Here is a 26,704-nt window from a genome sequence, read left to right on the forward strand (position 1 = left end):
GGTCAAACCACATTCTCGGGGCGATAAAATCCTGCGCGGTATTCACACCCCGAGTGGATGAATCACGTGTTACTTGAACTAGAACGGCTTGGCGCTGTTGCTGTACTTCGCCAGATACTTCAAACGCTGTGACGGCTGCAAATTGGTCAGGGTGATATCCCCGGCATAGTGGTTAAGCACGCGATGGTCCATGCGCCTGCGCCATAAATACGGCACGTAGGCCCAGACAATCATGCTCGCGTAACCGTAAGGCAGTTGCGGCGACTCATCGAAGTGACGCAACGACTGATAGCTGCGCGTGGGGTTGGCGTGGTGATCGGAATGCCGTTGCAACTGGAACAAAAAAATATTGGTCACAACCCGATTACTGTTCCACGAGTGTCGAGGCGAACAGCGTTCATAACGTCCATTGGGCAACTTCTGACGTTTAAGGCCGTAGTGTTCGACGTAGTTCACCACTTCCAACAACGAGAACCCGTAAATGCCCTGGATGACCAGAAAGGGAATCACCGCCGCGCCCAGCCAGGCAATCATCGCGCCCCATAGCACCACGCTGTACAGCCAGGCACTGAGCACGCCGTTCTTCCAGTGCCATGCCGGCAGGCCGAGTTTGCGCAGGCGTTCGCGCTCCAGGTTCCACGCCGACTGTGCGCTGAACCACACCGAACGCGGCAGGAACGCCCAGAAGCTCTCGCCCAGGCGCGAGCTGGCCGGGTCTTCCGGCGTGGCCACCCGCACGTGATGGCCGCGGTTGTGTTCGGTGTAGAAGTGCCCGTAGAACGTCGGCGCCAGGGTGACCTTGGCCAGGAACACCTCCAGCGCGCTGGGCTTGTGACCCAGCTCATGGGCCGTGTTGATGGCAATGCCAGTGGCGGCACCTGTCGACATGGCCATGCCCAGGTAGGTCAACAGGCTCGGCTCGCCGTGCAACTGGGTGCGGGCAGTGATGTAGCTCGCCACTTGGGCCAACCCGCTGGACGGGTCAAGACCCGCGACCGCCTGCGTCAGGCCGCCCTGGATGATCCAACTGATGCCGCCGGCGGCCAGCCAGCCGGTGATCACCACCGAGCTGATCACGAAGAGCACCCCGGTGTAGACGATCCAGCGGTAGTAGCGCTGCGATTCAAGGTGGCTGACAGCGGATTCGGGCGGGTTGCTGACGTCTTCGCCCAACAGGCCGTCGATCAAAGGAATCAGGCCGAAGATCACCAATACGCCGACCCACCACAACGACTGGATACCGGTGCTGATCGCCAGCGCCCCGGACAGTAACGGCGTGGCCAGGGGCATGATGCCCAGCCACCACAGATGACGCTTGCCATCGGCCCAGACGGTGGGCGTTGCCAGGGTCTGGTTCATGGCAGCCTCCGCACGCGGGAAGCAGGCCGGGAAAAAAGGTTCAGGGAGCGTTGAATGCTCCGGGAAATCAACCATGCGATAAAAGGCGTTTTTTTCATTTTTATTCGCTCTTAGGCATTTCAAAAATCATTTCAAAATATAAATTGAAATATTTTTTTAAATAAATAGCGCGGAATCGTTAGGTCGTCAACTACTTTTTCGAGGCCTTTTTGACGTGACCGGGCAGTCTCTTTTTCTGCCACTTGGTCAGGTCTCTACGCCCAGCGTTTCAGACCGTGAATACCCGCCATGAGGGTCACGTTTATTTGTTCGTCAGGGCAAAAGGGGGATGCAGAACGCTGGCGCTTTGCACGGGCTTCACGCGTTTGGCCACCTGCTGCACCACCTCGACCACGCGCGCCGTGGCGGTGATCGGCAACATATGGCCGCGCCCGTCCACCAACTGCAGCTTGAGCCCAGGCACCCGGTCGGCGAGTGCCTGGCCATGCTTGCGAACGTCCAAAACCCTGTCCTGTGCGCCGTAGATCAGGCCGATGGGCAGGGTCAGTTGCCCGTAGCGCTTGATCATGTCCGGCAAGTAATCGTTGACCAGGGCAATTTCGCTGGAGGCGGCATAGAAGTTGTCGGGGCGCATGCCCAGCAGCCCGCCGCCACGGGTGGCGAAATCGTCAGGGGCCGGGTCCGGCGCGAAGATGCCCTTGACCACCGAGCGGCGCATCAACAGCCCCATGGGCACCGTGAGGGTATGAGCCACCAGGCGCCGCAACAGGGCCGGGCGCACCGCCAGTGACCAGAACACCAGGGGCAAGGTGGGCTGGGGATGGGTCAGCGGCGCGACCAGTACCAGGCCTGATACTGCCTCGGGATGGTCTAGCGCCAGCGCGAGCGAGATCGCCCCGCCGAGCGAATGCCCCAGCACCAAGGGTTTATCCAGGCCTAATGTTTGGATAAACGCCGCCACTTGCCGCGCCTGGGCCGGCAGGTCGGCCGCCGTGCCTTTATGGCGTGTGGAATAACCCGAGCCGGGGCGGTCGAGGGTGATCACCCGAAAGTGCTCACACAATTGGCCGGACAACGCATAGGTCAGGTTGCGACTGCTGCCCATCAGCCCATGAATCATCACCAGCGGCGGGCCCTTGCCCTCCTCCACATAATGAAAGCGCTCGCCATCGATCTCCACGCAACGCCCCATCATCGGCACGCGCGCTTCAATGCGCCGTGTCATCCAGGTACTGAAGCCCCATAACAGCGCACTTGCGCCCGCCGCAGCGGCCACCCATTCCACAGCCATAGCTCGGTCCTCCGCATCCCTGCTGCCGGCGACCCGACCGGAATTGATCTGGGCCTCAGCTACCGTCCACACCTTGGATCCGAACCCAGTCCATGCCATGCGCGTCCGTCGGACAAATCGCACAAGCGGAACAAGGATCTGGCGTAAACGATATTTTCAGGTAGATTATTTAAAATCTTTTTTAAAATAATTAATTCAATTTTTCTTTGCAATGGTGTTCTATCTAAAAGACACAACAAAAACAGGAGCACATCCGATGCCCATCAAGGACAGCCTATGAATGCCCACAGTGACTCAATCGACATAGCCATCATCGGCTCAGGTTTTGCCGGTCTGTGCATGGCCATCAAACTCAAGGAAGCCGGGTTCACCGATTTCCTGGTCGCTGAACAGGCGCAGACCCTGGGTGGCACGTGGCGGGACAACCATTACCCCGGCTGCGCCTGCGATGTGCAGTCCCACGTGTACTCGTTTTCCTTTGCGCCTAACCCGAACTGGACCCGGCAGTTCGCACCACAGGCAGAGATCCGCGCTTATCTGGAGCACTGCGCCGAGCACTTCGGGCTGGCGCCGTTCTTGCGTTTTGGCATGGGCCTGCAGCGCGCGGTGTTCGATGAACAGCAGCAGCGCTGGCAGTTGCGCTTCAGCGATGGCCGCCAATTGAGTGCACGGGTGCTGGTGTCGGGGATGGGCGGCCTGTCGCGCCCGGCGCTGCCGGATATTCCGGGGCTGGAGAGCTTCAAGGGCAGGCGCTTTCACTCCCAGCAGTGGGATCACGACTATTCGCTCAAAGGCAAACGTGTGGCGGTGATCGGCACCGGCGCCAGTGCCATTCAGTTCGTGCCGCAGATCGCGCCGCAGGTGGCCCATCTCGATCTGTTCCAGCGCACGCCGCCGTGGATCATGCCCAAGCCCGACCGGGCGATTTCAGCGGGCGAGCGCTGGCTGTTCAAGCATCTGCCCTTCACCCAGCGCCTGGTGCGCAACGCCTTCTACTGGGCTTTGGAGGCCCGAGTGGTAGGTTTTGCGCTGAATCCGCGGCTGATGAAAATGGTGCAGAAAATCGCCCTGCGCCACCTGCACAAACAGGTGGCCCGCCCTTCCCTGCGCAAAACCCTGACACCGGACTACACCATCGGCTGCAAGCGCGTGCTGATCTCCAATGACTATTACCCGGCGCTGTCGCGCAGCAATGTCGAGGTGGTCACCGACCCGGTGCTGCGCATCGAGGCCGACGGGGTGATCACCGCCGACGGCATCAAACACCCGGCCGATTGCCTGATCTTCGGCACCGGGTTCCAGGCCAGCGATCCCTTGCCCCGCGACTGCATCATCGGCCGCGACGGGGTGGACCTGATGGACACCTGGCGCGACGGTGCCCATGCCTACAAGGGCACCACGGTGCCGGGCTACCCCAACCTGTTTTTGATTGTCGGGCCCAACACCGGCCTGGGTCACAACTCGATGATTCTGATGATCGAGGCGCAAGTGACCTACATCCTCGGTGCGCTCCAGCACATGCAGCGCAGCCGTATTGCCACGGTCGACGTCAAACCGGCTGTGGAACAGGCCTACAACCAGCAATTGCAAGACAAGCTCAAGCGCACCATCTGGAACACCGGCGGCTGCCAAAGCTGGTATCTGGACCCGCGCACCGGCAAAAACACCACGCTGTGGCCGGGCTCGACCTGGCGCTTCAAGCAGGTCACCCGCCAGTTCGCCCTCAAGGACTACGTGGTCGATCCGCTCCCGATCAATCCGCCGGCCCGTCCAGCCGCAGTGCCACATCCCAATGCAGAGGGGAGCCTGTCATGAAGTCATTCAACGGCCGCGTCGCGGCCATCACCGGCGCGGCGTCCGGCATGGGGCGCGCCTTGGCGCTGGCGTTGGCGCGGGAAGGTTGCCATCTGGCGCTGGCGGATAAAAACGCCCAGGGCCTGGACGAAACCCTGACGTTGATCAGGGCCTCCACGCTGTCTCGCGTGACCATCACCACCCAATTACTGGATGTGTCCGAGCGCCAGGCCATGGAGGATTGGGCCGCGCGCTGCGTCGCCGAGCATGGCCGGGTCAACCTGGTGTTCAACAACGCCGGGGTGGCGCTGTCCAGCACGGTGGAAGGCGTGGACTACGCCGACCTGGAATGGATCATCGGCATCAACTTCTGGGGCGTGGTGCATGGTACCAAGGCATTTTTGCCGTACCTGAAGGCCAGCGGCGACGGCCACGTGATCAACACCTCCAGCGTGTTCGGCCTGTTCGCCCAACCGGGCATGAGCGGCTACAACGCGTCCAAGTTCGCCGTGCGCGGCTTTACCGAAGCCCTGCGCCAGGAACTCGACCTGCAACGTTGCGGCGTGTCGGCCACCTGCGTACACCCCGGCGGGATCCGGACCGACATCTGCCGCAGCAGCCGCATCGACCCGAACATGACCGGCTTTCTGATCCACAGCGAGCAACAAGCCCGCGCCGACTTCGAAAAACTCTTTATCACCGACGCCGATCAGGCCGCCAAGGTCATCCTGCAAGGCGTGCGTCACAACAAGCGCCGCGTGCTGATCGGCCGCGACGCCTACTTCCTCGACCTGCTCGCGCGTTGTTTGCCGGCCGCCTATCAAGCGTTGGTGGTATTGGCCAGCAAACGCATGGCACCCAAACAACCCCGGCCGGTGTTTGAAACCAACGACGAACCCCGTCTCTGAACAGGAGCCCACACCATGTTGCCCATTCGCCGCGACCTGCGTTTTGCCTTGCCTGCCGAGCGCATCAAGAACTGGCATGAACAAGGCCCGTTCATCACGCATTTTTTCAACGCCTTGTCCCTGTTATTTCCCCAGGGCGAGCTGTTTTTCATGGACAGCGTGCGCCACTACCGTCAGCGCATCGATGACCCGGAGCTGAAAAAACAAATCCAGGGTTTTATCGGCCAGGAGGCCATGCACAGCCGCGAACACGTGGCCTACAACGACCTGATGCAAGCCGCCGGCCTGCCGGCACACACCCTGGACCGTCGGTTGAAATTCATCCTCGACCTGCAGAAAAAACACTGCCCACCCGCCTTCAACCTGGCGATCACTATTGCCCTTGAGCACTACACCGCGATGCTGGCCGAAATCCTGCTCAGCGACCCGTCGCGCTTCGGTAACTCCCTCAAGGGCTACCAACAGATGTGGTACTGGCACGCCTTGGAAGAAACCGAACACAAGGCCGTCGCGTTCGATGTGTGGAACACGGTGATCAAGCCAGGGCCCATGCGCTACCTGCTGCGCACCGGCACCATGCTCACCACCACGGTGTTTTTCTGGTTGGTGGTGCTGGACTTCCACCTGCGCCTGCTCGTTGCCGACCGCAAGAGCGGCGGGCACCTTAAAGGGTTCTGGCGCATGTTGAAGTTTCTCTACGGCCCCAGGGGCGTTTTCCCACGGATGCTGGTGCCGTGGCTGCACTACTTCAAACCGGGCTTTCACCCCTGGGACCACGACAACCGTGCGCGCCTGGCCGGCATCGATGGCCTGGTCGAGGAGATCGAACAGACCCGGCGCGGCTATGAGTCGGCCTGAGCGTCGGCCAAGGCCGCGCGCTCGCGCACAAAGCCTTCGACCTGATCGCCCGGCAGCGCCTTGCTGAAATACCAGCCCTGGATAAACAACTCGGCGCCGGTACTCAAAAAGGCCAACTGCTCGGCGGTCTCTACCCCTTCGACCACCACCCCAAGGTTCAGCGCCTCGCAAAAGCGCAGCATGCCGGTCAGGACCTGGGCGCCCTTGGGATCGTGTTGGGCCACCACAAAACTGCGGTCGATCTTGATGAAGTCCACAGGGAACTGGTGCAGGTAACTCAAGGCCGAGAAGCCGGTGCCGAAGTCATCGATGTAGACCTTGGCACCGATGGCCTGCAACTTCTGGATGGTCTGGCGCGTGGCCGGGACATCACTCACCAGCGCGTCTTCGGTAATTTCCACCGACACCTGCCCATGGGCCTGGGCCAGGATCTCCACCAGGCGATCGCCATAGGCAGCGTCGGTTAGGCTGGCACTGGAAATGTTGATGGTCATCGGCAGCGCGAACCCGAGTTTTTGCCAGCGCTGGTACTGACGCACGGCCTGGGACGCCACCCACACATCCACGTCCGGCATCAACCCCGCCTGCGCCAGCCACTGCAGGAACTCCCACGGCGAATGCACCGTGCCCTGGGCATCGCGGGCACGCATCAGCGCTTCGCAACCGGTGCACAAGCCGGTGCGGATAGACACTTGCGGCTGGAACTCCAGATAGAACTCATAATCGCTGATCTGCTGGATCCGGCTCAGGTCATTGGCCTGGCGTGCCATGACCTTGTGGGAGGCGAGCACGGGGTCGAGCTCGCGCAACCGGCCTTTTTCTTCCAGGCCACGAAAGGTCATGTCCAGGGATTTGAGATAGACCGTGCCCCCCTCCGTCACCTGGCGATGGAGCGCCCGCACGTAAGGCGCATACACCAGGGTTCCCAGCCCCAGCAGCGACACTTGCAGCGCCACTGCGGCCCAGTCGCCATGGGTGCTCAGGTACGCATTGAGCAGCACCGGGGAGGTGAATGGCACACTGGCCACCGCCGGAGATACCCACCCCAGTTGCACCACGCCAAGCGCAAGCATCCCGTTCAGGGCGGGCACCACTAGAAACGGTATAAACAAACGCGGGTTGAGGATGATCGGCAAGCCGAACAGCAGCACCTCGCTGACATTGAACAGCGACAGCGGCAAGCTCGCTATCGCCACCAGGCGCATGGATTGGCTTTTGGAAAACAGCAGGATCGCCAGCAACAGGCATAACGCGGCGCCCGAGCCACCAATAAAGGCAAAACTGCCCAAGAGGCCGCTATTCAACACATATTTGATCGGCTCGCCCGCCGCCGACGCCACGCCATTGAGTACCACGGCCTGGTCCAGCACATCGAACAGCGGTTGCATGGCGTAGACGCCGTGAATCCCGAAAAACCACAACAGAGAGTTCATCAGTGTCACAAACAAGCCGCTGCCGTAGGGCGACGCCAGCGCATTGATGACCTGAGGGCCCTGCAACTGCGCCACATAGGGCACCTGCAACAACAACGACAACACCAGCACCAGCGCCAATGCAGTGAGGGCTCCCGGCACCACCATATTGATAGTGCCCCTGAGGTTGTGGCCCACCAGGTCTTCGTTGACCAACCGGGTCCAACGGTGTCGGTGCAGCCAGGCAATGGCCGGCACATTGAGCAACGGTGAAGCGATGGCGATAAACAGCACGAACGTGGCTGATGCCCTGGGGTATTCACGCAGAATAAAGGTCGCCACCACCACGTGGGCCAAGCATAGAAACGCCACCGGCAACTGCGGCAAGCGGTGCTGGATCGCCAGCATGTAACCGATGGAAGCCGCCACCAACAGCGGGATCACCGAGCTGATCTGGTTGTGCAACCCTGCCAGGAAAGTCACGACCTGAGGCTCGAAGCCCAGCACCCGGGCACATTCGGAGAGGATCAGAAAACCCGCCGACACCAGCAGGCACGGCAGAATCCACAACAGCCCTTCGCGGATCGCGCGTAGCGATTCGGTACTGGCCAGCGCCGCCAGGCGTTGAGTAAAGAAAAGTTTGAACAGCGTTTGCGCCATGACACGTTCCTCTGCCCGTCGCCCTCTGCCCTTGGACGGCAGGGCCGGAAACTCCACGGCTAACGCTACACGTCCTGGCACGGGGAGCGAAAGCCCTTTACCTGGCATCACGCTGTTTTTCGGCAATGGATGAAGGGCCGGGTACTGATCGCCTATCTGTTATTGTTTTCGCTAAGACCGATACGCATCTGCCCACCTTTGATTTGGAGTACGCCCTTGTCACCCCCTGGCGATAACCACCAGCTCGCGCTTGACCGTTTCTTGAACGAACACCCCGAGGTGGCCGCAGAACTGGATACCCTCAACCCACTGGCCGCCCAGGCCAAGGGCGAAACCCTGGCACAGTACCGCGCCGAACGCCTGCATGAAGCATTCGAAGCCGAGGCGCAGCGCCTGGGGTTATTCGCCTGGGAGCTGACCCTCAAGCTGACGGCTGACTCCCCGGAAGCCTTCGAGCATCAGCGTTTGGAAGTGCACAGAGAAGTGGCCCAAATGGCCGGCCTGAGCTGGTCCGAGTACTGCCAACTGCATGAGCTGCCCGATTAACCACGCCACCCGAACAAGGCGTGACGCTGGCGCCCCATCGCGTCGCGCAGTTCGGCGGCGCAGAGCGCTCGGCACGCCGGGTCAATGGCCAATGCCGAACGCAGCGCCGGCCAGCAATGCCTGGGTAATTGGCGAGGCTTTTCCAGAGGTGTATTGGGCGGGCGCTTGCCGAGGGGCTGCCCCTGGGCCAACGCAAAAAGTACACACGCCGCGCCATACAGGTCGGCGCTGGCGGACGGGCACCCACCGGCCAGCAGTTCCGGTGCGGCATACGCCGGAGTCCAGGCGTTCATGCGGCTGCGGTCCAGGCCCGGTAACCCGGCGGCCCGCTGCGCCGGGGCATATCCCAAGCCGAAATCGAACAAACGCACACCCTGCTCGCCCAGCATGATGTTGGCCGGTTTCACATCACCATGCACAACGCCCTGCTGGTGGACATACGCCAGTGCATCCAGCAGTTGCACCGCTATCGGCTAAGGCGGATCCCGGCAGAAACGGTAGCCAGGGACGGTGCCGTTTCTGCCTGTCGGTTACACCATCGCCAACGGGTGCTTACGCTTGGGCGCGCCGAAGACTCGGTCAATAGCGTCCAGGTCATGTTCGTCAAGCACCAGTTTGGCAGCGGCAGCGTTGAGCCGCACATGCTCCGGCGTGACCGCCTTGGGAATGGCAATCACACCTTCCTGGCGCAAGACCCAAGCCAGGGCAACCTGGGCGGGGGTGGCATCGTGCCGCTGGGCGATCTGCTTAAGTGTCGGGCTGGACAGCAGTTCACCACCCTGTGCAATCGGGCAATACGCCATTAACGGTAAATGGTGTTGCTGCCACCAAGGCAACAAATCAAATTCGATACCGCGCTCTTCAATGTTGTAGAGCACCTGATTGGTCGCACAGGCCGGGGATGCGAGTTCCTGAAGATCGGCCACGTCAAAATTCGAGACGCCCCAGCGACCGATTTTTCCGGCTTCACGTAAGCGCTCAAACGCTTCAACCGTTTCTTCGAGGGGATATTGACCACGCCAATGCAGCAGGTACAGATCGACATAATCGGTGCCCATACGCTTAAGGCTCGCTTCGCAGGCGCGAGGGATGCCTGTGCGACTGGCATTGTGCGGGTAGACCTTGCTCACCAGGAACACCTGGTCACGTCTACCGCGAATGGCTTCACCCACCACCGTTTCAGCGCCCCCTTCGCCATACATTTCGGCGGTATCGATCAGGGTCATGCCCTCATCGATACCCAGTTGCAGGGCTGCGACTTCGGCACGCTGCCGGCCTGGATCTTCACCCATGCGCCAGGTGCCCTGGCCGATGACAGGCACGGGAACGCCCGCAAGATCGATGGTACGCATGACAACCTCCTAAGGATTTCGCGTGATAACCGTGGGGCACTGACAGGACAAAAGGGTTCAACCGAAGTATGGTTGCCCTTTGCCAAGCCGCCAGGAAGAACCCGCAATGCTGTTTGTCGTAATGCTCGGGGGCAAGCACCCACGGGCCAGGATCGAGGTGCATGATGTGGTGTTTGCCGCAGGAGATTCACTGCAATCCACCTACCCGCAATTGCGCGACGCCTGGTTTGGCAGCCCCAAGGGCGTGCATATCGATTCCTGGATGGCGGTTGATGGCGTCGACGGTTGGAAGGTCGAACTCAGCCACTTGGCGCCCCAGGCGGACGCGCATCACCTGTACTTCCTTAATCTCGGTGGCTATGAAGCCGACAGCTTCGGCGAGGCTCACCACTACCTGCTGGTGGTCGCCCGCAACAAACAGGAAGCCACCCGCAAAGGCAAACAACAGATGCTGCGCCATTGGTCCCAGGCCCATACCGACGGGGTGCTGGACGTGGACGACTGCCTGCCTGTCGATCTGGTTGATGGGCGCTACCTGCACCTGGTTCAGGGCCCGCACCGCCCCATCGTCCAGCGGAACGACTATATTGTGCTGCCCTGAGCCTTCTGCAGCACCACTGACGCGACTGCCGGGAACTTTGCCAGGAAATAACCGCCTGAATCCGGTAGGCTCACCCTTTTTATTCAAGGAGTTACTCTCATGGCCAAAGCCACCGCCCGTCACATCCTCGTTTCCACTGAAGACAAGTGCAACGAACTCAAGGCCCAAATCGAAGGCGGCGCTGATTTCGCAGAAATCGCCAAAGCCAACTCCAGCTGCCCATCCAGCCGTCAAGGCGGCGACCTGGGTTCGTTCGGTCCAGGGCAGATGGTTAAAGAATTCGACACCGTGGTATTCAGCGCGCCAGTCAACACCGTGCAAGGCCCGGTCAAGACTCAGTTCGGCTACCACCTGCTGGAAGTCACCAGCCGTCAGGACTGATGCCCGCCCGCGCTAATGCTTGAAACAACGGCCCGCCTTATGGTGGGCCGTTGTGCATGTGATGACTGGCGACGCTGATGCCGTTAGCGTACAAATCCTTATTCTTCTTTACGCGGCGTTCAAGACTGATAATGCGATTGGCCTTCTCGACCCTATTGAGCTCCACCCTTGCCCTGCTGCTGGCCAGTGCCGCCGTGAGCGCGGCGCCACAACCGTACCTCACGGTGTACGGCGAAGCGGCCAAGTACCCTGCCGGTTTCAGCCATTTCGACTATGCCAACCCCAATGCCCCCAAGGGCGGCAGCTTAAAGCGTTCGGCTATCGAGATCGGACGCTTTGACCATGTACTGCCTTATATCGACAAAGGCATCGGCGTGTCCCAGGTCGACGGTTGGCTCTATGCGCCCCTGGCCCAGCGCTCCCTGGATGAACCCTATACCGTCTATGGCCTGGTGGCGGAAAAAATGGAGCGCGCCGAGGACGGCCTGTCACTGCGTTTTTACCTGAACCCCAAGGCACGCTTTGCCGACGGCAAGCCCATCACCGCCGAGGACGTACGCTACAGCTTCGACTTGTTGATGACCCAAGGCAGCCTGCGCTTTCGCACGCTGTTCGCCGACGTGAAACAGGTTGAAGTGGAAGGCGAGCGCCAAGTGCGCTTTGACTTTTCCAGCAACGAAAATCGGACCCTGCCCCTGGATCTTGCCACCCTGCCGGTGTTCCCCGAACACTGGTGGAAAACTCGCGACTTCGCCAATGGCGGCGGCTATGAAGCGCCGCTGGGCAGCGGCCCGTATAAAGTCAGCAAGATCGACGGCGGCAATACCATCACTTTTACCCGCGACCCGAACTGGTGGGGCAAAGACCTGCCCGTGAGTCGCGGCCTGTACAACTTCGATCACCTGAGCCTGGAGTACTTCGGCGACACCGAAGTGGCCCGCCAGGTGCTGCGCGGCGGCGCCTATGATTTCAATCGCGAATTCTCCGCCACCGGCTACTCCATCGGCTACAACGGTCCGGCCCTGGACGACGGCCGTCTGCAACGCGCCCATTTGGCCAAAGAGATGCCGCAACCGGCGCAAGGTTACGTGTTCAACGTGCAAAAGCCGATGTTCAAAGACCGCCGCGTGCGCCAGGCCCTGGCGATGCTGTGGGACTTCGAATGGGCCAACCGGCAGATGATGCGCAATATGTACATCCGCCAGCAGAGCTTCTTTTCCAATAGCCCGCTGGCCGCCAGCCAACCCCCGACAAAGGAGGAACTGGCAATTCTGGAACCCTTGCGCGGGCAAGTGCCTGAGGAGGTGTTCAGCCAGGTATTCAAGGCGCCGGTCACCGATGGCAGCGGCATGATCCGCGATAAACAGCTGCAAGCCCTGGCCCTGCTGGAAGCAGCAGGCTGGAAACCCGACGGCGACAAGCTGGTCAACGCCGAAGGCGAGCCGCTGGAGTTTACGTTTCTCAACGCCCAGGCGGGCCTGGAACGTCTGTTGCTGCCCTACAAGCGCAACCTGGCGCAGATCGGCATCACCTTGAATATCCGCCGTATCGACTCATCCCAGTACGTCAACCGTTTGATGACACGGGATTACGACATGATCGTCACCGGCTTTCCGGTGACCACGTCGCCGGGCATGGAGCTGTACAACTATTTCGGCTCGAGCGCGGCCTTCGATCCGGGCGCCAATAACTACATGGTGCTCAAGGATCCCGCCGTCGACAGCCTGATCAAGGGGTTGGTCAAAGCCGACACCCAGCAAAAAATGCTCACCTACGCCCATGCTCTGGACCGGGTGCTGCAATGGAACTACCTGTGGATCCCCAACTACTACCCGCCCGGCACCTCCGCCGCGTGGTGGAACCGTTTCGGCCGCCCGGCCGTCGAGGCCAAGAACGACGAGGCCCTGGAAACCTGGTGGGAAATCAGCCCTGTACCACTGACCAATGAGCAGATGAGCGCCGAACTGAAAAAACGCGCAGGAGCCCGCTGATGTTTGCGTATATCGTGCGGCGCCTGCTGCTGATCATCCCGACCCTGGTGATTATCCTGCTGGTGAATTTCGTGATTGTGCAGGCCGCCCCCGGTGGTCCGGTGGAACAGGCCATTGCGCACCTGCAGGGGATTGGCGGCGGTGGTGTCGGCGGTTCATCCGGTGAAGGCATCAGCAGTGGTTCGCGCGCCAGCCGCGGCCTGGACCCCAAGCTGATCCAGGACATCGAGAAACAGTACGGCTTCGACAAGCCCGCGCCGGAACGCCTGTGGCTGATGCTCAAGAGCTATGCCCAACTGGATTTTGGGAACAGCTTCTTTCGCGGCAAGACGGTGATCGACCTGATCCTGGAAAAAATGCCAGTCACCATTTCCCTGGGACTGTGGGCCACGCTGATCACCTATCTGGTGTCTATCCCCCTGGGCATCCGCAAGGCCGTACGCCACGGCAGCAGCTTTGATGTATGGAGCAGCACGGCCATCGTGATCGGCTATGCGATGCCCGCGTTTCTGTTTGCCATGTTCCTGATCGTGGTGTTTGCCGGGGGCACGTCGCTGAACTGGTTTCCGGTGCGTGGTCTGGTCTCGGAAAACTTCGAAGAGCTGACTGCCGTCGGCAAGATTGCCGACTACTTCTGGCACTTGGTGCTGCCGGTAACGTCCCTGGTGATCGGCGGCTTCGCCACACTGACGATTCTCACCAAGAACTCGTTCCTCAATGAAATCACGCGCCAATACGTGGTGACGGCACGGGCCAAAGGCTTGAGCGAGCAACGGGTGCTGTACGGCCACGTGTTCCGCAACGCCATGCTGCTGGTGATTTCGGGGATTCCCCAGGCGTTCATCAGCGTGTTCTTCGCTGGTTCGCTCTTGATCGAAGTGATCTTTTCCCTCGACGGCCTGGGCCGCATGAGTTACGAAGCCGCCGTGTCACGAGACTATCCGGTGGTGTTCGGTTCGTTGTTTATCTTCACGCTGTTCGGCCTCTTGATAAAACTCATCGGTGACCTCTGCTACACCCTGGTGGACCCGCGTATCGACTTCGCCGCGAGGAACGCTTGATGATCAACTTGTCTCCCGTTGCCCGTCGGCGTTTCGAACGGTTCAAGAAGAATCGCCGTGGCTGGTGGTCGCTGTGGCTGTTTATCGGCCTGTTTATCCTGACCCTCGGCGGCGAACTGATTGCCAACGACAAACCCCTGGTGCTGAGCTACAAAAATGAGCTGTATTTCCCGGTGTTCAAGCGCTACACCGAGCAGCAGTTCGGAGGCCAACTGCCGTTCCAGGCCGACTACCGCAGCGATTACGTGCAAAAGCTGATCAAGAAGGAAGGCGGCTGGATGCTGTTCCCGCCCATCCCGTTCAGCGATGACACGCCCAACTACGAACTGACCCGACCTGCCCCCAGCCCCCCGTCTGCGGTGAACTGGCTGGGCACTGATGATCAATCCCGCGATGTGCTGGCGCGGGTGATCTTCGGTGCCCGGGTGTCGATCCTGTTTGCCCTGGCGCTCACCGCCATCAGCGCGGCTATCGGCATCGCCGCCGGGGCCTTGCAGGGTTACTACGGCGGCTGGGTGGACTTGATCGGGCAACGAGTGCTTGAGGTGTGGTCCGGCTTGCCGGTGTTGTACCTGTTGATCATTTTGTCGGGTTTTGTCGAGCCGAATTTCTGGTGGTTGCTGGGCATCATGGCGTTGTTTTCCTGGTTGGCCCTGGTGGACGTGGTGCGCGCCGAGTTCCTGCGCGGGCGCAACCTGGAGTACGTCAAGGCCGCTCGCGCCTTGGGCCTGAGCGACGGCAAGATCATTCGCCGGCATATCCTGCCCAATGCGATGACCGCGACGTTGAGCTATCTGCCGTTTATCTTGACCGGGGCAATTTCCACCTTGAGCGCCCTGGACTTTCTTGGCTTCGGCATGCCCGCCGGCAGCGCCTCGCTGGGTGAGCTGATTGCCCAGGGCAAGCAAAACCTGCAAGCACCGTGGCTGGGCCTGACGGCGTTTTTTACCTTGGCGCTGATCCTGTCGCTGCTGGTCTTTATCGGCGAGGCGTTGCGTGACGCCTTCGACCCACGTTCATGAGTGAATCCCGATGAACCTGATCGAAATCCGCGACCTCAGCGTCGCCTTCAGCGGCCAGACCGTCGTCAACAAGCTGTGCCTGGACGTGCGTCCCGGCGAGTGCCTGGCGCTGGTGGGCGAGTCCGGATCGGGCAAGTCGGTCACGGCCCATTCGATCCTGCAACTGCTGCCCGAGGCCGGCACCCACACCACCGGTTCAATCAAGTATCGCGGCCAGGAGTTGATCGGTGCACCGGCCGCCACGTTGCAGAAGCTGCGCGGGAACCGCATTGCGGTGATTTTCCAGGAGCCGATGACCTCGCTGAACCCGCTGCACAGTATCGAAAAGCAAATCGGCGAAACCCTGTTGCTGCACAAGGGGCTGGGCGCCAAGGCCGCGCAGGCGCGCATTCTCGAACTGCTCGAACTGGTGGGCCTCCAGAACCCCAAGGAGCGCCTCAAGGCTTACCCCCATCAGTTGTCCGGTGGCCAACGCCAGCGGGTGATGATCGCGATGGCCCTGGCCTGCGAGCCGGAATTGCTGATCGCCGACGAACCCACCACCGCGCTGGACGTGACCGTGCAGCGCAAGATCCTGCTGCTGCTCAAGTCCCTGCAACAACGCCTGGGCATGTCGCTGCTGCTGATCAGCCACGACCTCAACCTGGTACGCAGCATGGCCCAGCGGGTGTGCGTGATGCGTGCCGGCGAGATTGTCGAGCAGGCCGACTGCGAGACCTTGTTTGCCGCGCCGAAACACCCCTACAGCCAATTGTTGCTGGACGCCGAACCGTCGGGCGATGTGCTGTGCAGCGACCCGCGTGAGACGGTTCTGGAAGTGAACGACCTGACCGTGCAGTTTCCCCTTGGCGGCGGGCTGTTCCAGCGCAAGACGTACTTGCGCGCGGTGGACGGCATCAGCCTGCGCGTGCAGCGCGGCAAGACCCTGGGCATTGTCGGTGAATCAGGTTCGGGCAAGTCCACCCTGGGCCAGGCGATTTTGCGCTTGATCGACTCCAGCGGCAGCATCCGTTTCCAGGGCGCAGCCCTCGACCCACTGAACCACCAGCAAATGCGTCCATGGCGCAAGCAAATGCAGGTGGTGTTTCAAGATCCCTACGGCAGCCTCAGCCCGCGTATGTCGGTGCAGCAGATCATCAGCGAAGGTCTCGAAGTGCATGCGCCGTGCAGCCTGGCCGACCGTGATGCACAAGTAATCCAGGTGCTCAAGGATGTGGGCCTGGATCCCGCCAGCCGCCATCGCTACCCCCATGAGTTTTCCGGCGGCCAGCGCCAACGCATCGCCATCGCCCGCGCCCTGGTGCTCAAGCCGGCGCTGATGCTGCTGGACGAGCCGACCTCCGCGCTGGACCGCACCGTGCAGAAACAAGTGGTCGCGCTGTTGCGCGAACTGCAGGAAAAATACGGCCTGACCTACCTGTTCATCAGCCATGACCTGGCAGTGGTACGTGCCATGGCCCACGACATGATCGTGATCAAGGACGGCAAGGTGGTGGAAAGCGGCGCCAGCCACGATGTCTTTGAGTCACCGCAACATCCCTACACTCGGGAGTTGCTGACTGCAGCGTGCGGACTGTCGACATGAGCACCCGCCTCAGTGACTACCAGCAGGTTCGCGGCCTGGCCATCCAGTCGCTGTTCGAGATCATCGAGCAGTCCAGCGAAGGCACGGTGATTGTCGACCGCGACGCCAATATCGTGTGGATGAACGAGCGATACGCCAAGCGCTTCGGTCTTAACAGCGCCGAAGAAGCCATCGGCCAACCGTGCGAGCAAGTGATCTCCAACAGTCTGTTGCGCCAGGTGGTGCGCAGCGATCTGCCGATTCTGCTGGATATCCAGGACACGCCCAAAGGCCCCTTGGTGGTGATGCGCCTGCCGATCCATGACGACGCGGGCGCGGTGATCGGGGCGATTGGGTTTGCGCTGTTCGATGAGTTGCGCAACCTGTCGCCGCTGATCGAACGCTACCTGAGCATGCAGCAGGAGTTGGCCTCTACCCGCTCGCTGCTGCGTAAACGCCAAAGCAAGTACAACTTTGCGCACTTTATCGGCACCAGCGCCGCCAGCCTCGACGTCAAACGCCGGGCGCGACGCAGTGCAAGTGCCGAGTCGCCGGTGCTGCTGCTCGGTGAAACCGGTACCGGCAAAGAGTTGCTGGCCCAGGCCATTCATGGGGCTTCGCCCAGGGCGCACAAAGCGTTTGTGAGCATCAACAGCGCGGCCATTCCCCACGACTTGCTGGAGGCCGAGTTCTTTGGCACCGCACCGGGCGCGTTCACCGGCGCCGACCGCAAAGGCCGTCCCGGCAAATTCCAGATCGCTCAGGGCGGCACCCTGTTCCTCGATGAAATCGGCGATATGCCGCTGCCGTTGCAAAGCAAACTGCTGCGGGTGTTGCAGGAGAAGGAATTCGAACCGGTAGGTTCCAACGAAATGCTGCACAGCGATGTGCGGGTGATCGCGGCCACGTCCATGGACCTGGAAGCGGCGATCAAACGCGGTGAGTTTCGCGCCGACCTGTATTACCGGTTGAATGTGCTGCCGATCCAGGTGCCCCCGCTGCGCGAGCGTCTGGAAGATATTCCGGCGTTGAGCGAAGCGATCCTCGAAGACCTGAACAGCCGGCATGAGCTGGACCAAGAAGCCCTGACACTGTTGGCGCAGCATGCATGGCCGGGGAACATCCGCGAGTTGCGCAATGTGCTGGAGCGCGCGGCGTTGTTGAGTGATGACCTGGTGTTGAATGCCGGGGAGATTCGCGCGGCGATAGGCACGTTCACTCCGGTGGCGCGTGGCAGTGCCGTGGCGGCGGTTGAAGGCGAGACGTTCGCGGCGGCGCGGGAGCGGTTTGATCGGCAGGTGATTGGCGCGGCGCTCAGGGAATGTGAGGGGAATGTGGTGGAAGCGGCCAGGCGGTTGGGGCTGGGCAGGTCGACACTCTACAAGAAAATGGTTGCTCTGGGCATCGCCTAGTCTCACATAAGAGACAACTATCTCCATAAAGAGACATATATTTGAGCGCGAGCTTGCTTGGGAAAAGTCAGGCGCGGCAAGCAGATCTGCTGAATAACAGCGCCTCATTAGGGCCTTGCGCTCTCTCATATTTGATCTTGGCTTGTCTCAAAAAAGAGATACGTGCTGAATCTTTGTTTGTCAGCCCTTAAAATTTCCATATTTTTCAATACTTTGAAGATATGGCACGTATCTCGCTATAGCCTTTCCCACAGCACCACCCACAAAAATAACAATCCCATCTGGAGACACACCATGAGTGTGATCATTGCCCTGGCAGCTCTCGCGCTGTTGATGCTGGCTGCCTACCGTGGCTATAGCGTTATCCTGTTTGCCCCCATCGCCGCCCTCGGCGCGGTCCTGCTCACCGACCCTTCCGCCGTCGCCCCTGCGTTTACCGGGGTGTTCATGGAGAAAATGGTCGGGTTTATCAAGCTGTATTTCCCGGTGTTCCTGCTCGGCGCAGTGTTCGGCAAGCTGATTGAGCTGTCGGGCTTTTCGCGGTCCATTGTGGCCGCCGCAATCGGTTTGCTCGGCACGCGTCAGGCAATGCTGGTGATCGTGCTGGTCTGCGCCCTGCTTACCTACGGCGGCGTGTCGCTGTTTGTGGTGGTGTTTGCGGTGTACCCGTTCGCAGCGGAGATGTTCCGCCAGAGCAATATCCCCAAGCGGCTGATTCCGGCAACCATCGCCCTCGGCGCATTTTCGTTCACCATGGACGCATTGCCCGGCACGCCGCAGATCCAGAACATCATCCCCAGCACCTTCTTCAACACCACCGCCTGGGCGGCGCCGTGGCTGGGCTTGATCGGCACGGTCTTCGTGTTCTGCGCCGGCATGCTCTACCTGGCACGCCAACGCAACAAAGCCCAGCGAGCGGGTGAAGGCTACGGCACCGAGCTGCGCAACGAGCCGGAAACCGCCGAGAACCTGACCCTGCCCAACCCGTGGATCGCGCTGTCGCCGTTGATTCTGGTGGGGGTGATGAACCTGCTGTTCACCCACTGGATACCGCAGTGGTATGGCAAGACCCACAGCCTCAGCCTGCCAGGCATGAGCACGCCGGTAACCACCGAAATTGCCAAGCTCACGGCGATCTGGGCGGTGCAGGCGGCGTTGCTGGTGGGGATTATCGTGGTGCTGGTGTTCGGCTTCTCGGCGATCAAAAGCAAGTTGGCCGAGGGCAGTAAAAGTGCGGTCAGCGGTGCACTGCTGGCGGCGATGAACACCGCGTCGGAGTACGGCTTTGGTGCGGTGATCGCCTCGCTGCCGGGCTTTCTGGTGCTGGCGGACTGGCTCAAGGGCATCCCCAACCCGTTGGTCAATGAAGCGATCACCGTGACGCTGCTGGCCGGTATCACCGGTTCCGCCTCCGGCGGCATGAGTATCGCGCTGGCGGCCATGTCCGAGAGCTTTATTGCGGCGGCCCATGCGGCCAATATCCCCCTTGAAGTGCTGCACCGGGTGGCCGCCATGGCCAGCGGCGGCATGGACACCCTGCCCCACAACGGCGCGGTGATCACGCTGCTGGCGGTCACCGGGCTGACCCACCGCGAAGCCTACAAAGACATTTTCGGCATCACGATTATCAAGACCCTTGCGGTGTTCGTGGTAATCGGTACTTTCTACGCCACCGGCATTGTGTGAGGTTTGCATGACAACATTGAACGGCAAGACCGCCCTGGTCACCGGCTCCACCAGCGGCATCGGCCTGGGCATCGCCCTGAGCCTGGCGAAAGCCGGCGCCAATCTGATCCTCAACGGCTTTGGCGACGCCAGCGCGGTGATCGCCCAGGTGCAGGCGTTCGGCGGCAAGGTCGGTCATCACCCGGCGGACGTCAGTGACCCGGCGCAGATCGCCGACATGATCGCCTACGCCGAACGCGAATTCGGTGGCGTGGACATTCTGGTCAATAACGCCGGCATCCAGCACGTGGCCGCCGTCGAAGACTTCCCGGCAGAGCGCTGGGACTCGATCATCGCCATCAACCTGTCCTCGGTGTTCCACAGCACGCGCCTTAGCCTGCCAGGCATGAAGGCCAAGGGCTGGGGACGTATCGTCAACATCGCCTCGGTGCATGGTCAGGTCGGTTCGGTGGGCAAAGCGGCCTATGTAGCGGCCAAGCACGGGGTGATCGGGCTGACCAAAGTGGTAGGCCTGGAGACGGCCACCAGCAATGTGACTTGCAATGCAATCTGCCCAGGCTGGGTGTTGACGCCGCTGGTGCAAAAGCAGATTGATGATCGCATCGCCACGGGGGTGGACCCGCAACAGGCGCAGCACGATTTGCTCGCGCAGAAGCAGCCATCACTGGAATTCGTCACGCCGCCGCAGTTGGGTGAACTGGTGCTGTTTTTGTGCAGCGAAGCGGGCCGCCAGGTGCGCGGTGCTGCGTGGAATATCGACGGCGGCTGGCTGGCACAATAAAACCGGACGCTGAAGCTCTGCTGTGGGAAGGGGCATGCCCGTTCCCATCGTTGAGCTATGTTGACGGGTAGATGTTTACAAGAATAAGAGACCTTGCTGATGTCCGAAATCCTCTGGCAACCCTCGCCCGAACGCATCCGCCACACGCGGATGGACCAGTTCCGGTGCTTTATCAATGATCGCCATGGCGTGCAGCTCAATGACTACCCAGCCCTGCACCAATGGAGCATCGACCAGCGCCCGGACTTCTGGCAGGCCATCGTCGCCTTCTTCGACGTGCACTTTCGCAGCCCACCCACCAAGGCGCTGATCGAAGGTACCCAAATGCCCAGCGCACAGTGGTTTCCCGGTGCGTCCCTGAACTTCGCCGAACACCTGCTGCGCCGCCGTGACGGGCATCCGGCCGTGGTGGCCATCAGCGAAGACGGCCAACGCGAGCAACTCTCCTACGCCGAACTGGCCGCGCACGTCGCCGGCCTGCAGCGCAGCCTGCGGGCTGCCGGTGTGGCCCAGGGCGACCGCGTCGCCGCCTGCATGCCCAATACCTGGCAGACCCTGGTGGGCATGCTCGCCACCACCAGTCTGGGGGCGATCTGGTCGTGTTCCTCGCCGGACTTCGGCACCCAGGGCGTGATCGATCGTTTCGGCCAGATCGAACCCAAAGTGCTGATCACCTGCGCCGGTTACCAATACGCCGGAAAAACCATCGACCAAAGCGCCAAGCTCAATGAAATCCTCGAACGGTTGCCGTCCCTGGAGCAATTGATTGTGGTGCCATATACGCGGCCCGAGGCACGGGTGGAGGACTATCACACCCACGCCAAGGTGGCGCTGTGGAGCGACTTTTACCAACCCGGCGGTGAGCCGCAATTCGTCGCGGTGCCGTTCGACCATCCGCTGTACATTCTCTACTCCAGCGGCACCACCGGTGTGCCCAAGTGCATCATCCACGGCACTGGCGGTGTGCTGCTCACCCACCTCAAGGAACACGGCCTGCATGCCGACCTGTCCCGCGAGGACTGCCTGTTCTACTACACCACCTGCGGTTGGATGATGTGGAACTGGCTGGTGTCGGTGCTGGCCATCGGCGCCACGGCGGTGCTGTATGACGGCTCGCCGTTTCACCCCGGCCCGGAACGCTTGATCGACCTGATCGATGCCGAAAAGATCAGCGTGTTCGGTACCAGCCCCAAATTTCTCACCACCCTGGAAAAGGCCGGGCTGCAACCGCGCCTGAGCCATGACTTGAGCAGCCTCAAGGGGCTGATTTCCACCGGTTCGCCGCTGTCGCCCCAGAGCTACGACTACGTGTACCGCGAGATCAAGGGTGAGCTGTGTTTGTCGTCGATGTCCGGCGGCACCGATATCGTCTCCTGCTTTGTGATCGGTAATCCGGTGCTGCCGGTGCGGCGCGGCGAGATGCAGTGCAAGAGCCTGGCCATGGCGATCGAGGTGTGGGACGACCAGGGCCGGCCACTGATCGGTGAAAAAGGCGAACTGGTGTGCACGCGGCACTTCCCGGCCATGCCCATTGGCTTGTGGAACGACCCTCAGCAACAAAAACTGCGCGCCTCGTATTTCAGCCAGTTCCCCGGCGTGTGGGCCCAGGGCGACTACGCCGAACAACGCCCCAACGGCAGCCTGTTGATTCACGGACGCTCCGACGCGGTACTCAATCCCGGCGGCGTGCGCATCGGCACGGCGGAGATCTACCGCCAGGTGGAAAAAGTCCCACAAGTGCTGGAAAGCCTGGCCATCGGTCAACGCTGGCAGGACGATGTGCGGGTGGTGCTGTTTGTGCGCCTGGATGACGGCGTGACCCTGGATGACGCGCTGGAGCAGCAGATCCGCCAGGTGATCCGCGCCAACACCACGCCACGCCATGTGCCGGCCAAGATCCTGGCGGTCAGCGATATTCCCCGCACCATCAGCGGTAAGATCGTCGAATTGGCGGTGCGCAACGTGGTGCATGGCGAGCCGGTGAAGAACACCGACGCGCTGGCCAACCCGCAGGCTCTGGAGGCGTTTCGCGACCGTCCGGAACTGGCTTAAAGATGAAAGGTTTCAGCGCTGCAGCCGTCATTTGAAGACAAACCGCCAATGCGTGCTATTTTTCGAGGGGTAGTCAGCCATTCCCCCCTCGCGGGATAATCGGCTTTTGTCATATTTCAAAGCGTTACGCTCAGGGCTTTTTATGAAGGGAACATCCACCGGTAGCGAAGCCGCTGCATTGATTGCGCGGCTGGACTGGGCGCAAAGCCCCCTCGGTGAGGCCAACGATTGGCCGCAAAGCCTGCGCACAGCCGTGGACATCGTGGTTCACTCGCCGATGCCGATGCTCCTGCTGTGGGGCAAACACCTCACCCAGTTGTACAACGATGGCTTCGCACGGCTGGCCGGCAACAAGCACCCCGAGGCCATGGGCCAACCGGCGCACCAGACCTGGCCGGAACTGGAAAGTTTTACCGCTCCGGTCTACGAGGCGGTGCTCACGGGCCAGGTCCGCACGTTCAGCGAGCAGCGCTTTGTGTTGCAACGCAATCACTGCGACACCGAGATCTGGCTCGACCTGACCTACAGCCCAATCCGCGACGAACGCGGATCGGTGGCCGGCATTCTGGTCACCGCCATCGAAACCAACGAACGCCGCCGCAAGACCCTCGAACTGCAACAGCGCTCCGAAGACAGCCTCAAGGCCCAGTACAACACTGAAGAACGCCTGCAACTGGCACTGGCGGCGACCGATGCGGTGGGCACCTGGGACTGGGATATCGGCGAAGACCGCTTTATTGCCGACGCCCATTTCGCCTACCTGCACGGCGTCGACCCCAGCAACGCCGGCCTGCTGCCCATCAGCGACTACCTGCACGGCGTGCACCCGGAAGACCGCGGCACGGTGGCGCGCAGCATCAAGCATTGCATCACCCACGGCACCGAGTACGCCGAGGAATACCGCCTGCAGCAAGCCGACGGCCAAGTGCGCTGGGTGTTTGCCCGTGGTCGCTGCTACAAGGATCACCAGGGTCGCCCCGCGCGTTTCCTGGGCGCCGCGCTGGACCTCACCGAGCGCAAGCACACCGAGCAGGCCCTGCGCCAAAGCCAGACCGAGTTGCAGTTGATCATCAACGCCATGCCGGTGTTGATCGGCTACGTCGACCACGAGCAGCGCTTTCGCCTCAACAACAGCGCCTACCTTGAGTGGTTCGGCATGACGCCTCAGGAGCTGTACGGCAAGACCATCCGCGAGGTACTCGGCGATGAGGCGTACGCTGAGCGTGAAGACATGATCGCCGCCGCGCTCAACGGCAAAGCTTGCAGTTTCATGACCATTGCCCCGCATCGCGATGGGCGTTCGCGCCATGCGCTGATGAAATACCTGCCGCGCTTCAGCAATGACGGTTCGGTGAATGGCTTCTACATTTTTGTGAACGATGAAACCGAACGCAAACTCACCGAAGAGGCCCTGCGCCACCTCAACGAAAACCTCGAAGAGCGTGTGGCACAGCGTACCCATGCATTGGCCGAGGCCAACCAGCGTCTGCAAAACGAGATGTTCGAGCGCGAACGCGCCGAAGATGCCTTGCGCCATGCGCAGAAAATGGAAGCGGTGGGTCAGCTCACCGGTGGCATCGCCCATGACTTCAACAACATGCTCACCGGGATTATCGGCAGCCTTGACCTGATGCAGCGCTACATCGCCGCTGGGCGCAGTGAAGACATCGGTCGTTTTACCGATGCTGCGGTGTCCTCGGCGCATCGCGCCGCCGCCCTCACCCATCGCCTGCTGGCATTTTCGCGGCGCCAGTCGCTGGACCGTCGCCCACTCGACCCGAACCAGTTGGTAGCCTCTCTGGAAGAGCTGTTCCAGCGCACCAAAGGTGCGCATATCAACCTTAAGGTGCAACTGGGCCACGACATCTGGCCGGTCAACACCGACGCCAGCCAATTGGAAAACGCCCTGCTCAACCTGGTGATCAATGCCCGCGATGCGATGCCGGACGGCGGTGAACTGCTGATCGAGACTGCCAACAGCTACCTCGACGGCACCGACATCACCACCCTCGAGCCGGTCAAGGCCGGCGACTACGTAATGCTTGGCGTGAGCGACAACGGCAGTGGCATGGCGCCGAAGATCCTGGCCAAGGCATTCGACCCGTTCTTCACCACCAAACCCATCGGCCAGGGCACCGGCCTGGGCCTGTCGATGATCTACGGGTTCGCTCAACAATCCGGCGGCCACGTGACCATCCAGAGTGAGCCGGGCCAGGGCACCTGTGTGCGCCTGTACCTGCCGCGCCTGCACGGCACGTCGCTGGAAAGCGAACTGCCCGCCAGCCTCGGCGAAGCACCGGTGGCCCTGGCCGGTGAAGCTGTGGTGGTGGTCGAGGACGACCCGGCGGTGCGCATGCTGGTGGTCAATGTGCTCGACGAACTCGGCTACACCGCACACCAGGCGGCGGACTCACGCACGGCCCTGCCGCTGCTGGAGTCGGATCTGCGTGTGGACCTGCTGGTCACCGATGTGGGCCTGCCCGGCATGAACGGCCGGCAACTGGCGGAAATCGCCCGCCAGCATCGTCCGGGCCTCAAGGTGCTGTTCATGACCGGTTACGCCGAAACAGCCGCCGAGCGCCAAGGCTTCCTGGAGGACGGCATGGACATGGTGGCCAAGCCGTTTTCCATTGACCTGCTGGCGACTAAAATCCGCAGCATGATCAGCGTTGCCCCACCCGTTCAGGCATAATCGCGCGCCGTCGCACACCTGGTAGAGACCAATGAAAGCCCAAGCCCGTCATATTCTGGTGAAAACCAGCGAAGAAGCCGAACAGCTCAAACAACGCATCGCCAAGGGCGAGGCCTTTGATGTGCTGGCCAAGAAGTACTCCACCTGCCCGTCCGGCAAGCGTGGCGGCGACTTGGGCGAAGTGCGGCCCGGGCAGATGGTCGGGGCGATTGATGCGGTGATCTTCAAAAAACCGGTAAAAGTGGTTCACGGGCCGATCAAGAGCAAGTTCGGGTATCACCTGGTGCAGGTGTTTTACCGGGATTGAGGGGGCGAGGACCTTTTGGTGACTTGGGGCCATTCACTCACCCTCTGGGAATCAGTGCGCCCGGCACCTGAATCACCCGGCTCGCCAACCGATGCCCCGCCAGCGCAGCCTCTTCTGGCGAACCGCCCGTGAGCCGACTGGCCAGGTACGCGGCACTGAACGAATCCCCCGCCGCCGTCGTGTCCACCACTTGCTCGACCTTTAGCGCCGGCACGGCAAAGCGCTCGCCATGGCAGCGGATCAGACACGCATCCGCGCCACGCTTGAGCACCACTTCGGTGATCGCCGGATACGCCGCAAACACCTGTTCGCTGTCGGCGTAACCAAACAAGGCCAACTCGTCGTCCTCGGTCAACAAGGCGATATCCACCTCGGCCAATACCGCCTCATACGCCGCGCGCGCTGCCTCGACACTCGCCCACAGGCGTGGCCGATAGTTGTTGTCGAACACCACCTTGGCGCCACGCCGACGAGCTTCGGTCAGGCTGTGCAAGAGGCGCTCACGCCCAATCGCCCCCAATACCGCCAAAGTGATACCGCTGAAATACAGCACGTCATACGCCGGCAATGCGGCCAGGATCGGTGCGGCCGCCGGGGTGGTGAAACAGTCGCGTACTGCGGCCTCGTTGCGCCAGTACAGGAATTTGCGTTCGCCGTTGGCATCGGTCTGGATGCAGTACAAACCCGGCAACCGTCCGGGCAGACGCTGGACCCTATCCAGCCCCAGACCTTCATCCGCCCACTGCTGGCACATCGCGTCGCTGAAACGGTCGTCGCCCAGGGCGGTGACGTAGTCGACGTGGCCGATATCGCCCAACTCGCGGCGCAGGTACACAGCGGTGTTCAAAGTGTCACCGCCAAAGCTTTGCTGCAGGCTGCCATCGGCGCGGTGTTGCAGTTCGATCATGCATTCGCCGATCAGGGCGATGCGGGGATTGCTGTTCATGTCTGAGCCTCCGAGTGTTCTGTGCTGG

At 61.3% G+C, this 26,704-nt stretch carries 21 protein-coding genes and 1 pseudogene; 16 read left to right on the forward strand and 6 right to left on the reverse strand.

All coding sequences use genetic code 11. The annotated features are described in order from the left end of the window. Positions 1-78 precede the first annotated feature (78 nt). Both PSH59_RS14645 and PSH59_RS14650 read right to left on the reverse strand, forming a co-directional pair. Entirely contained in the window at positions 79-1,359 is a 1,281-nt protein-coding gene (locus tag PSH59_RS14645) for an alkane 1-monooxygenase (protein WP_305393023.1), read from the reverse strand. A 301-nt stretch (positions 1,360-1,660) separates the two neighbouring features. Then, positions 1,661-2,650, reverse strand: a complete 990-nt coding sequence (locus PSH59_RS14650) for an alpha/beta fold hydrolase (RefSeq protein WP_305393024.1) — start codon at positions 2,648-2,650, stop codon at positions 1,661-1,663. 276 nt (positions 2,651-2,926) lie between these two features. On the opposite strand from PSH59_RS14650, the gene PSH59_RS14655 reads away from it, so the two are divergent. Genes PSH59_RS14655 through PSH59_RS14665 form a run of 3 tightly spaced genes read left to right on the forward strand, consistent with a single transcriptional unit; the run spans position 2,927 to position 6,210 of the window. After that, positions 2,927-4,465 carry an NAD(P)/FAD-dependent oxidoreductase gene (locus PSH59_RS14655; RefSeq protein ID WP_305393025.1) on the forward strand — a complete coding sequence of 513 codons (1,539 nt, stop codon included), beginning with the start codon at positions 2,927-2,929 and terminating at the stop codon, positions 4,463-4,465. Beyond that, positions 4,462-5,352, forward strand: coding sequence for an SDR family oxidoreductase (locus tag PSH59_RS14660; RefSeq protein ID WP_305393026.1), 891 nt, complete (start codon positions 4,462-4,464; stop codon positions 5,350-5,352). Before PSH59_RS14655 ends, PSH59_RS14660 begins: the two co-directional genes overlap by 4 nt. Positions 5,353-5,367: 15 nt before the next feature. After that, positions 5,368-6,210: a metal-dependent hydrolase gene (locus tag PSH59_RS14665; RefSeq protein ID WP_248083454.1), complete on the forward strand. Its 843-nt coding sequence runs from the start codon at positions 5,368-5,370 to the stop codon at positions 6,208-6,210. Here PSH59_RS14665 and PSH59_RS14670 read toward each other — a convergent pair. After that, positions 6,195-8,282 (reverse strand): EAL domain-containing protein, encoded by a 2,088-nt coding sequence (locus PSH59_RS14670; RefSeq protein ID WP_305393027.1) that lies wholly within the window; start codon positions 8,280-8,282, stop codon positions 6,195-6,197. The two genes, PSH59_RS14665 and PSH59_RS14670, sit on opposite strands and share 16 nt — an antisense overlap. A gap of 216 nt (positions 8,283-8,498) precedes the next feature. Between PSH59_RS14670 and PSH59_RS14675 the strand changes: the two genes are divergently transcribed. Further along, positions 8,499-8,828 (forward strand): DUF6388 family protein, encoded by a 330-nt coding sequence (locus PSH59_RS14675; protein WP_305393028.1) that lies wholly within the window; start codon positions 8,499-8,501, stop codon positions 8,826-8,828. On the opposite strand, the pseudogene PSH59_RS14680 reads toward PSH59_RS14675, so the two are convergent. Together PSH59_RS14680 and PSH59_RS14685 are read right to left on the reverse strand one after the other, a co-directional pair. After that, positions 8,825-9,301: pseudogene (locus tag PSH59_RS14680) on the reverse strand (protein kinase); the annotation flags it as partial. The gene PSH59_RS14675 and the pseudogene PSH59_RS14680 overlap by 4 nt on opposite strands. Before the next feature lie 57 nt (positions 9,302-9,358). Beyond that, positions 9,359-10,180 carry an aldo/keto reductase gene (locus PSH59_RS14685; RefSeq protein WP_248083457.1) on the reverse strand — a complete coding sequence of 274 codons (822 nt, stop codon included), beginning with the start codon at positions 10,178-10,180 and terminating at the stop codon, positions 9,359-9,361. Between the two features lie 106 nt (positions 10,181-10,286). On the opposite strand from PSH59_RS14685, the gene PSH59_RS14690 reads away from it, so the two are divergent. The 12 genes from PSH59_RS14690 (at position 10,287) to PSH59_RS14745 (ending at position 25,730) form a co-directional block, all read left to right on the forward strand. Further along, complete coding sequence (locus tag PSH59_RS14690) at positions 10,287-10,781, forward strand: DUF1543 domain-containing protein (protein ID WP_305393029.1); 495 nt, start codon at positions 10,287-10,289, stop codon at positions 10,779-10,781. A gap of 99 nt (positions 10,782-10,880) precedes the next feature. Then, positions 10,881-11,162, forward strand: coding sequence for a peptidylprolyl isomerase (locus PSH59_RS14695; protein ID WP_005788801.1), 282 nt, complete (start codon positions 10,881-10,883; stop codon positions 11,160-11,162). 131 nt (positions 11,163-11,293) lie between these two features. After that, a complete protein-coding gene (locus PSH59_RS14700; RefSeq protein WP_305393030.1) occupies positions 11,294-13,153 on the forward strand; it encodes an extracellular solute-binding protein in 1,860 nt (619 codons plus the stop codon). After that, positions 13,153-14,214, forward strand: coding sequence for a microcin C ABC transporter permease YejB (locus PSH59_RS14705; protein WP_248083460.1), 1,062 nt, complete (start codon positions 13,153-13,155; stop codon positions 14,212-14,214). Before PSH59_RS14700 ends, PSH59_RS14705 begins: the two co-directional genes overlap by 1 nt. Next, entirely contained in the window at positions 14,214-15,236 is a 1,023-nt protein-coding gene (locus PSH59_RS14710) for an ABC transporter permease (protein ID WP_248083461.1), read from the forward strand. The genes PSH59_RS14705 and PSH59_RS14710 overlap by 1 nt, the downstream gene beginning before the upstream one ends. Positions 15,237-15,246: 10 nt before the next feature. Further along, complete coding sequence (locus PSH59_RS14715; protein WP_248083462.1) at positions 15,247-16,821, forward strand: ABC transporter ATP-binding protein; 1,575 nt, start codon at positions 15,247-15,249, stop codon at positions 16,819-16,821. After that, complete coding sequence (locus PSH59_RS14720; RefSeq protein ID WP_248083463.1) at positions 16,818-18,212, forward strand: sigma-54-dependent Fis family transcriptional regulator; 1,395 nt, start codon at positions 16,818-16,820, stop codon at positions 18,210-18,212. Before PSH59_RS14715 ends, PSH59_RS14720 begins: the two co-directional genes overlap by 4 nt. A gap of 294 nt (positions 18,213-18,506) precedes the next feature. Further along, the gene (locus tag PSH59_RS14725) at positions 18,507-19,898 is read left to right on the forward strand and encodes a GntP family permease (protein ID WP_305393031.1); all 1,392 of its coding nucleotides are present in this window, start codon (positions 18,507-18,509) and stop codon (positions 19,896-19,898) included. 7 nt (positions 19,899-19,905) lie between these two features. Then, a complete protein-coding gene (locus PSH59_RS14730; protein ID WP_305393032.1) occupies positions 19,906-20,679 on the forward strand; it encodes a 3-hydroxybutyrate dehydrogenase in 774 nt (257 codons plus the stop codon). Positions 20,680-20,778: 99 nt separating this feature from the next. Next, entirely contained in the window at positions 20,779-22,731 is a 1,953-nt protein-coding gene (locus tag PSH59_RS14735; RefSeq protein ID WP_305393033.1) for an acetoacetate--CoA ligase, read from the forward strand. A gap of 142 nt (positions 22,732-22,873) precedes the next feature. Beyond that, complete coding sequence (locus tag PSH59_RS14740; RefSeq protein ID WP_305393034.1) at positions 22,874-25,423, forward strand: PAS domain-containing sensor histidine kinase; 2,550 nt, start codon at positions 22,874-22,876, stop codon at positions 25,421-25,423. 31 nt (positions 25,424-25,454) lie between these two features. Then, a complete protein-coding gene (locus tag PSH59_RS14745) occupies positions 25,455-25,730 on the forward strand; it encodes a peptidylprolyl isomerase (protein WP_003174397.1) in 276 nt (91 codons plus the stop codon). 37 nt (positions 25,731-25,767) lie between these two features. On the opposite strand, the gene PSH59_RS14750 is transcribed toward PSH59_RS14745, so the two are convergent. Beyond that, on the reverse strand, positions 25,768-26,676 hold the full coding sequence (locus PSH59_RS14750) for a sugar kinase (RefSeq protein ID WP_248083468.1): 909 nt from the start codon (positions 26,674-26,676) through the stop codon (positions 25,768-25,770). Between the last annotated feature and the right edge of the window lie 28 nt (positions 26,677-26,704).

Origin of the sequence: Pseudomonas sp. FP2309, assembly GCF_030687575.1 — a bacterium.
In the GTDB taxonomy this organism is placed as follows: domain Bacteria; phylum Pseudomonadota; class Gammaproteobacteria; order Pseudomonadales; family Pseudomonadaceae; genus Aquipseudomonas.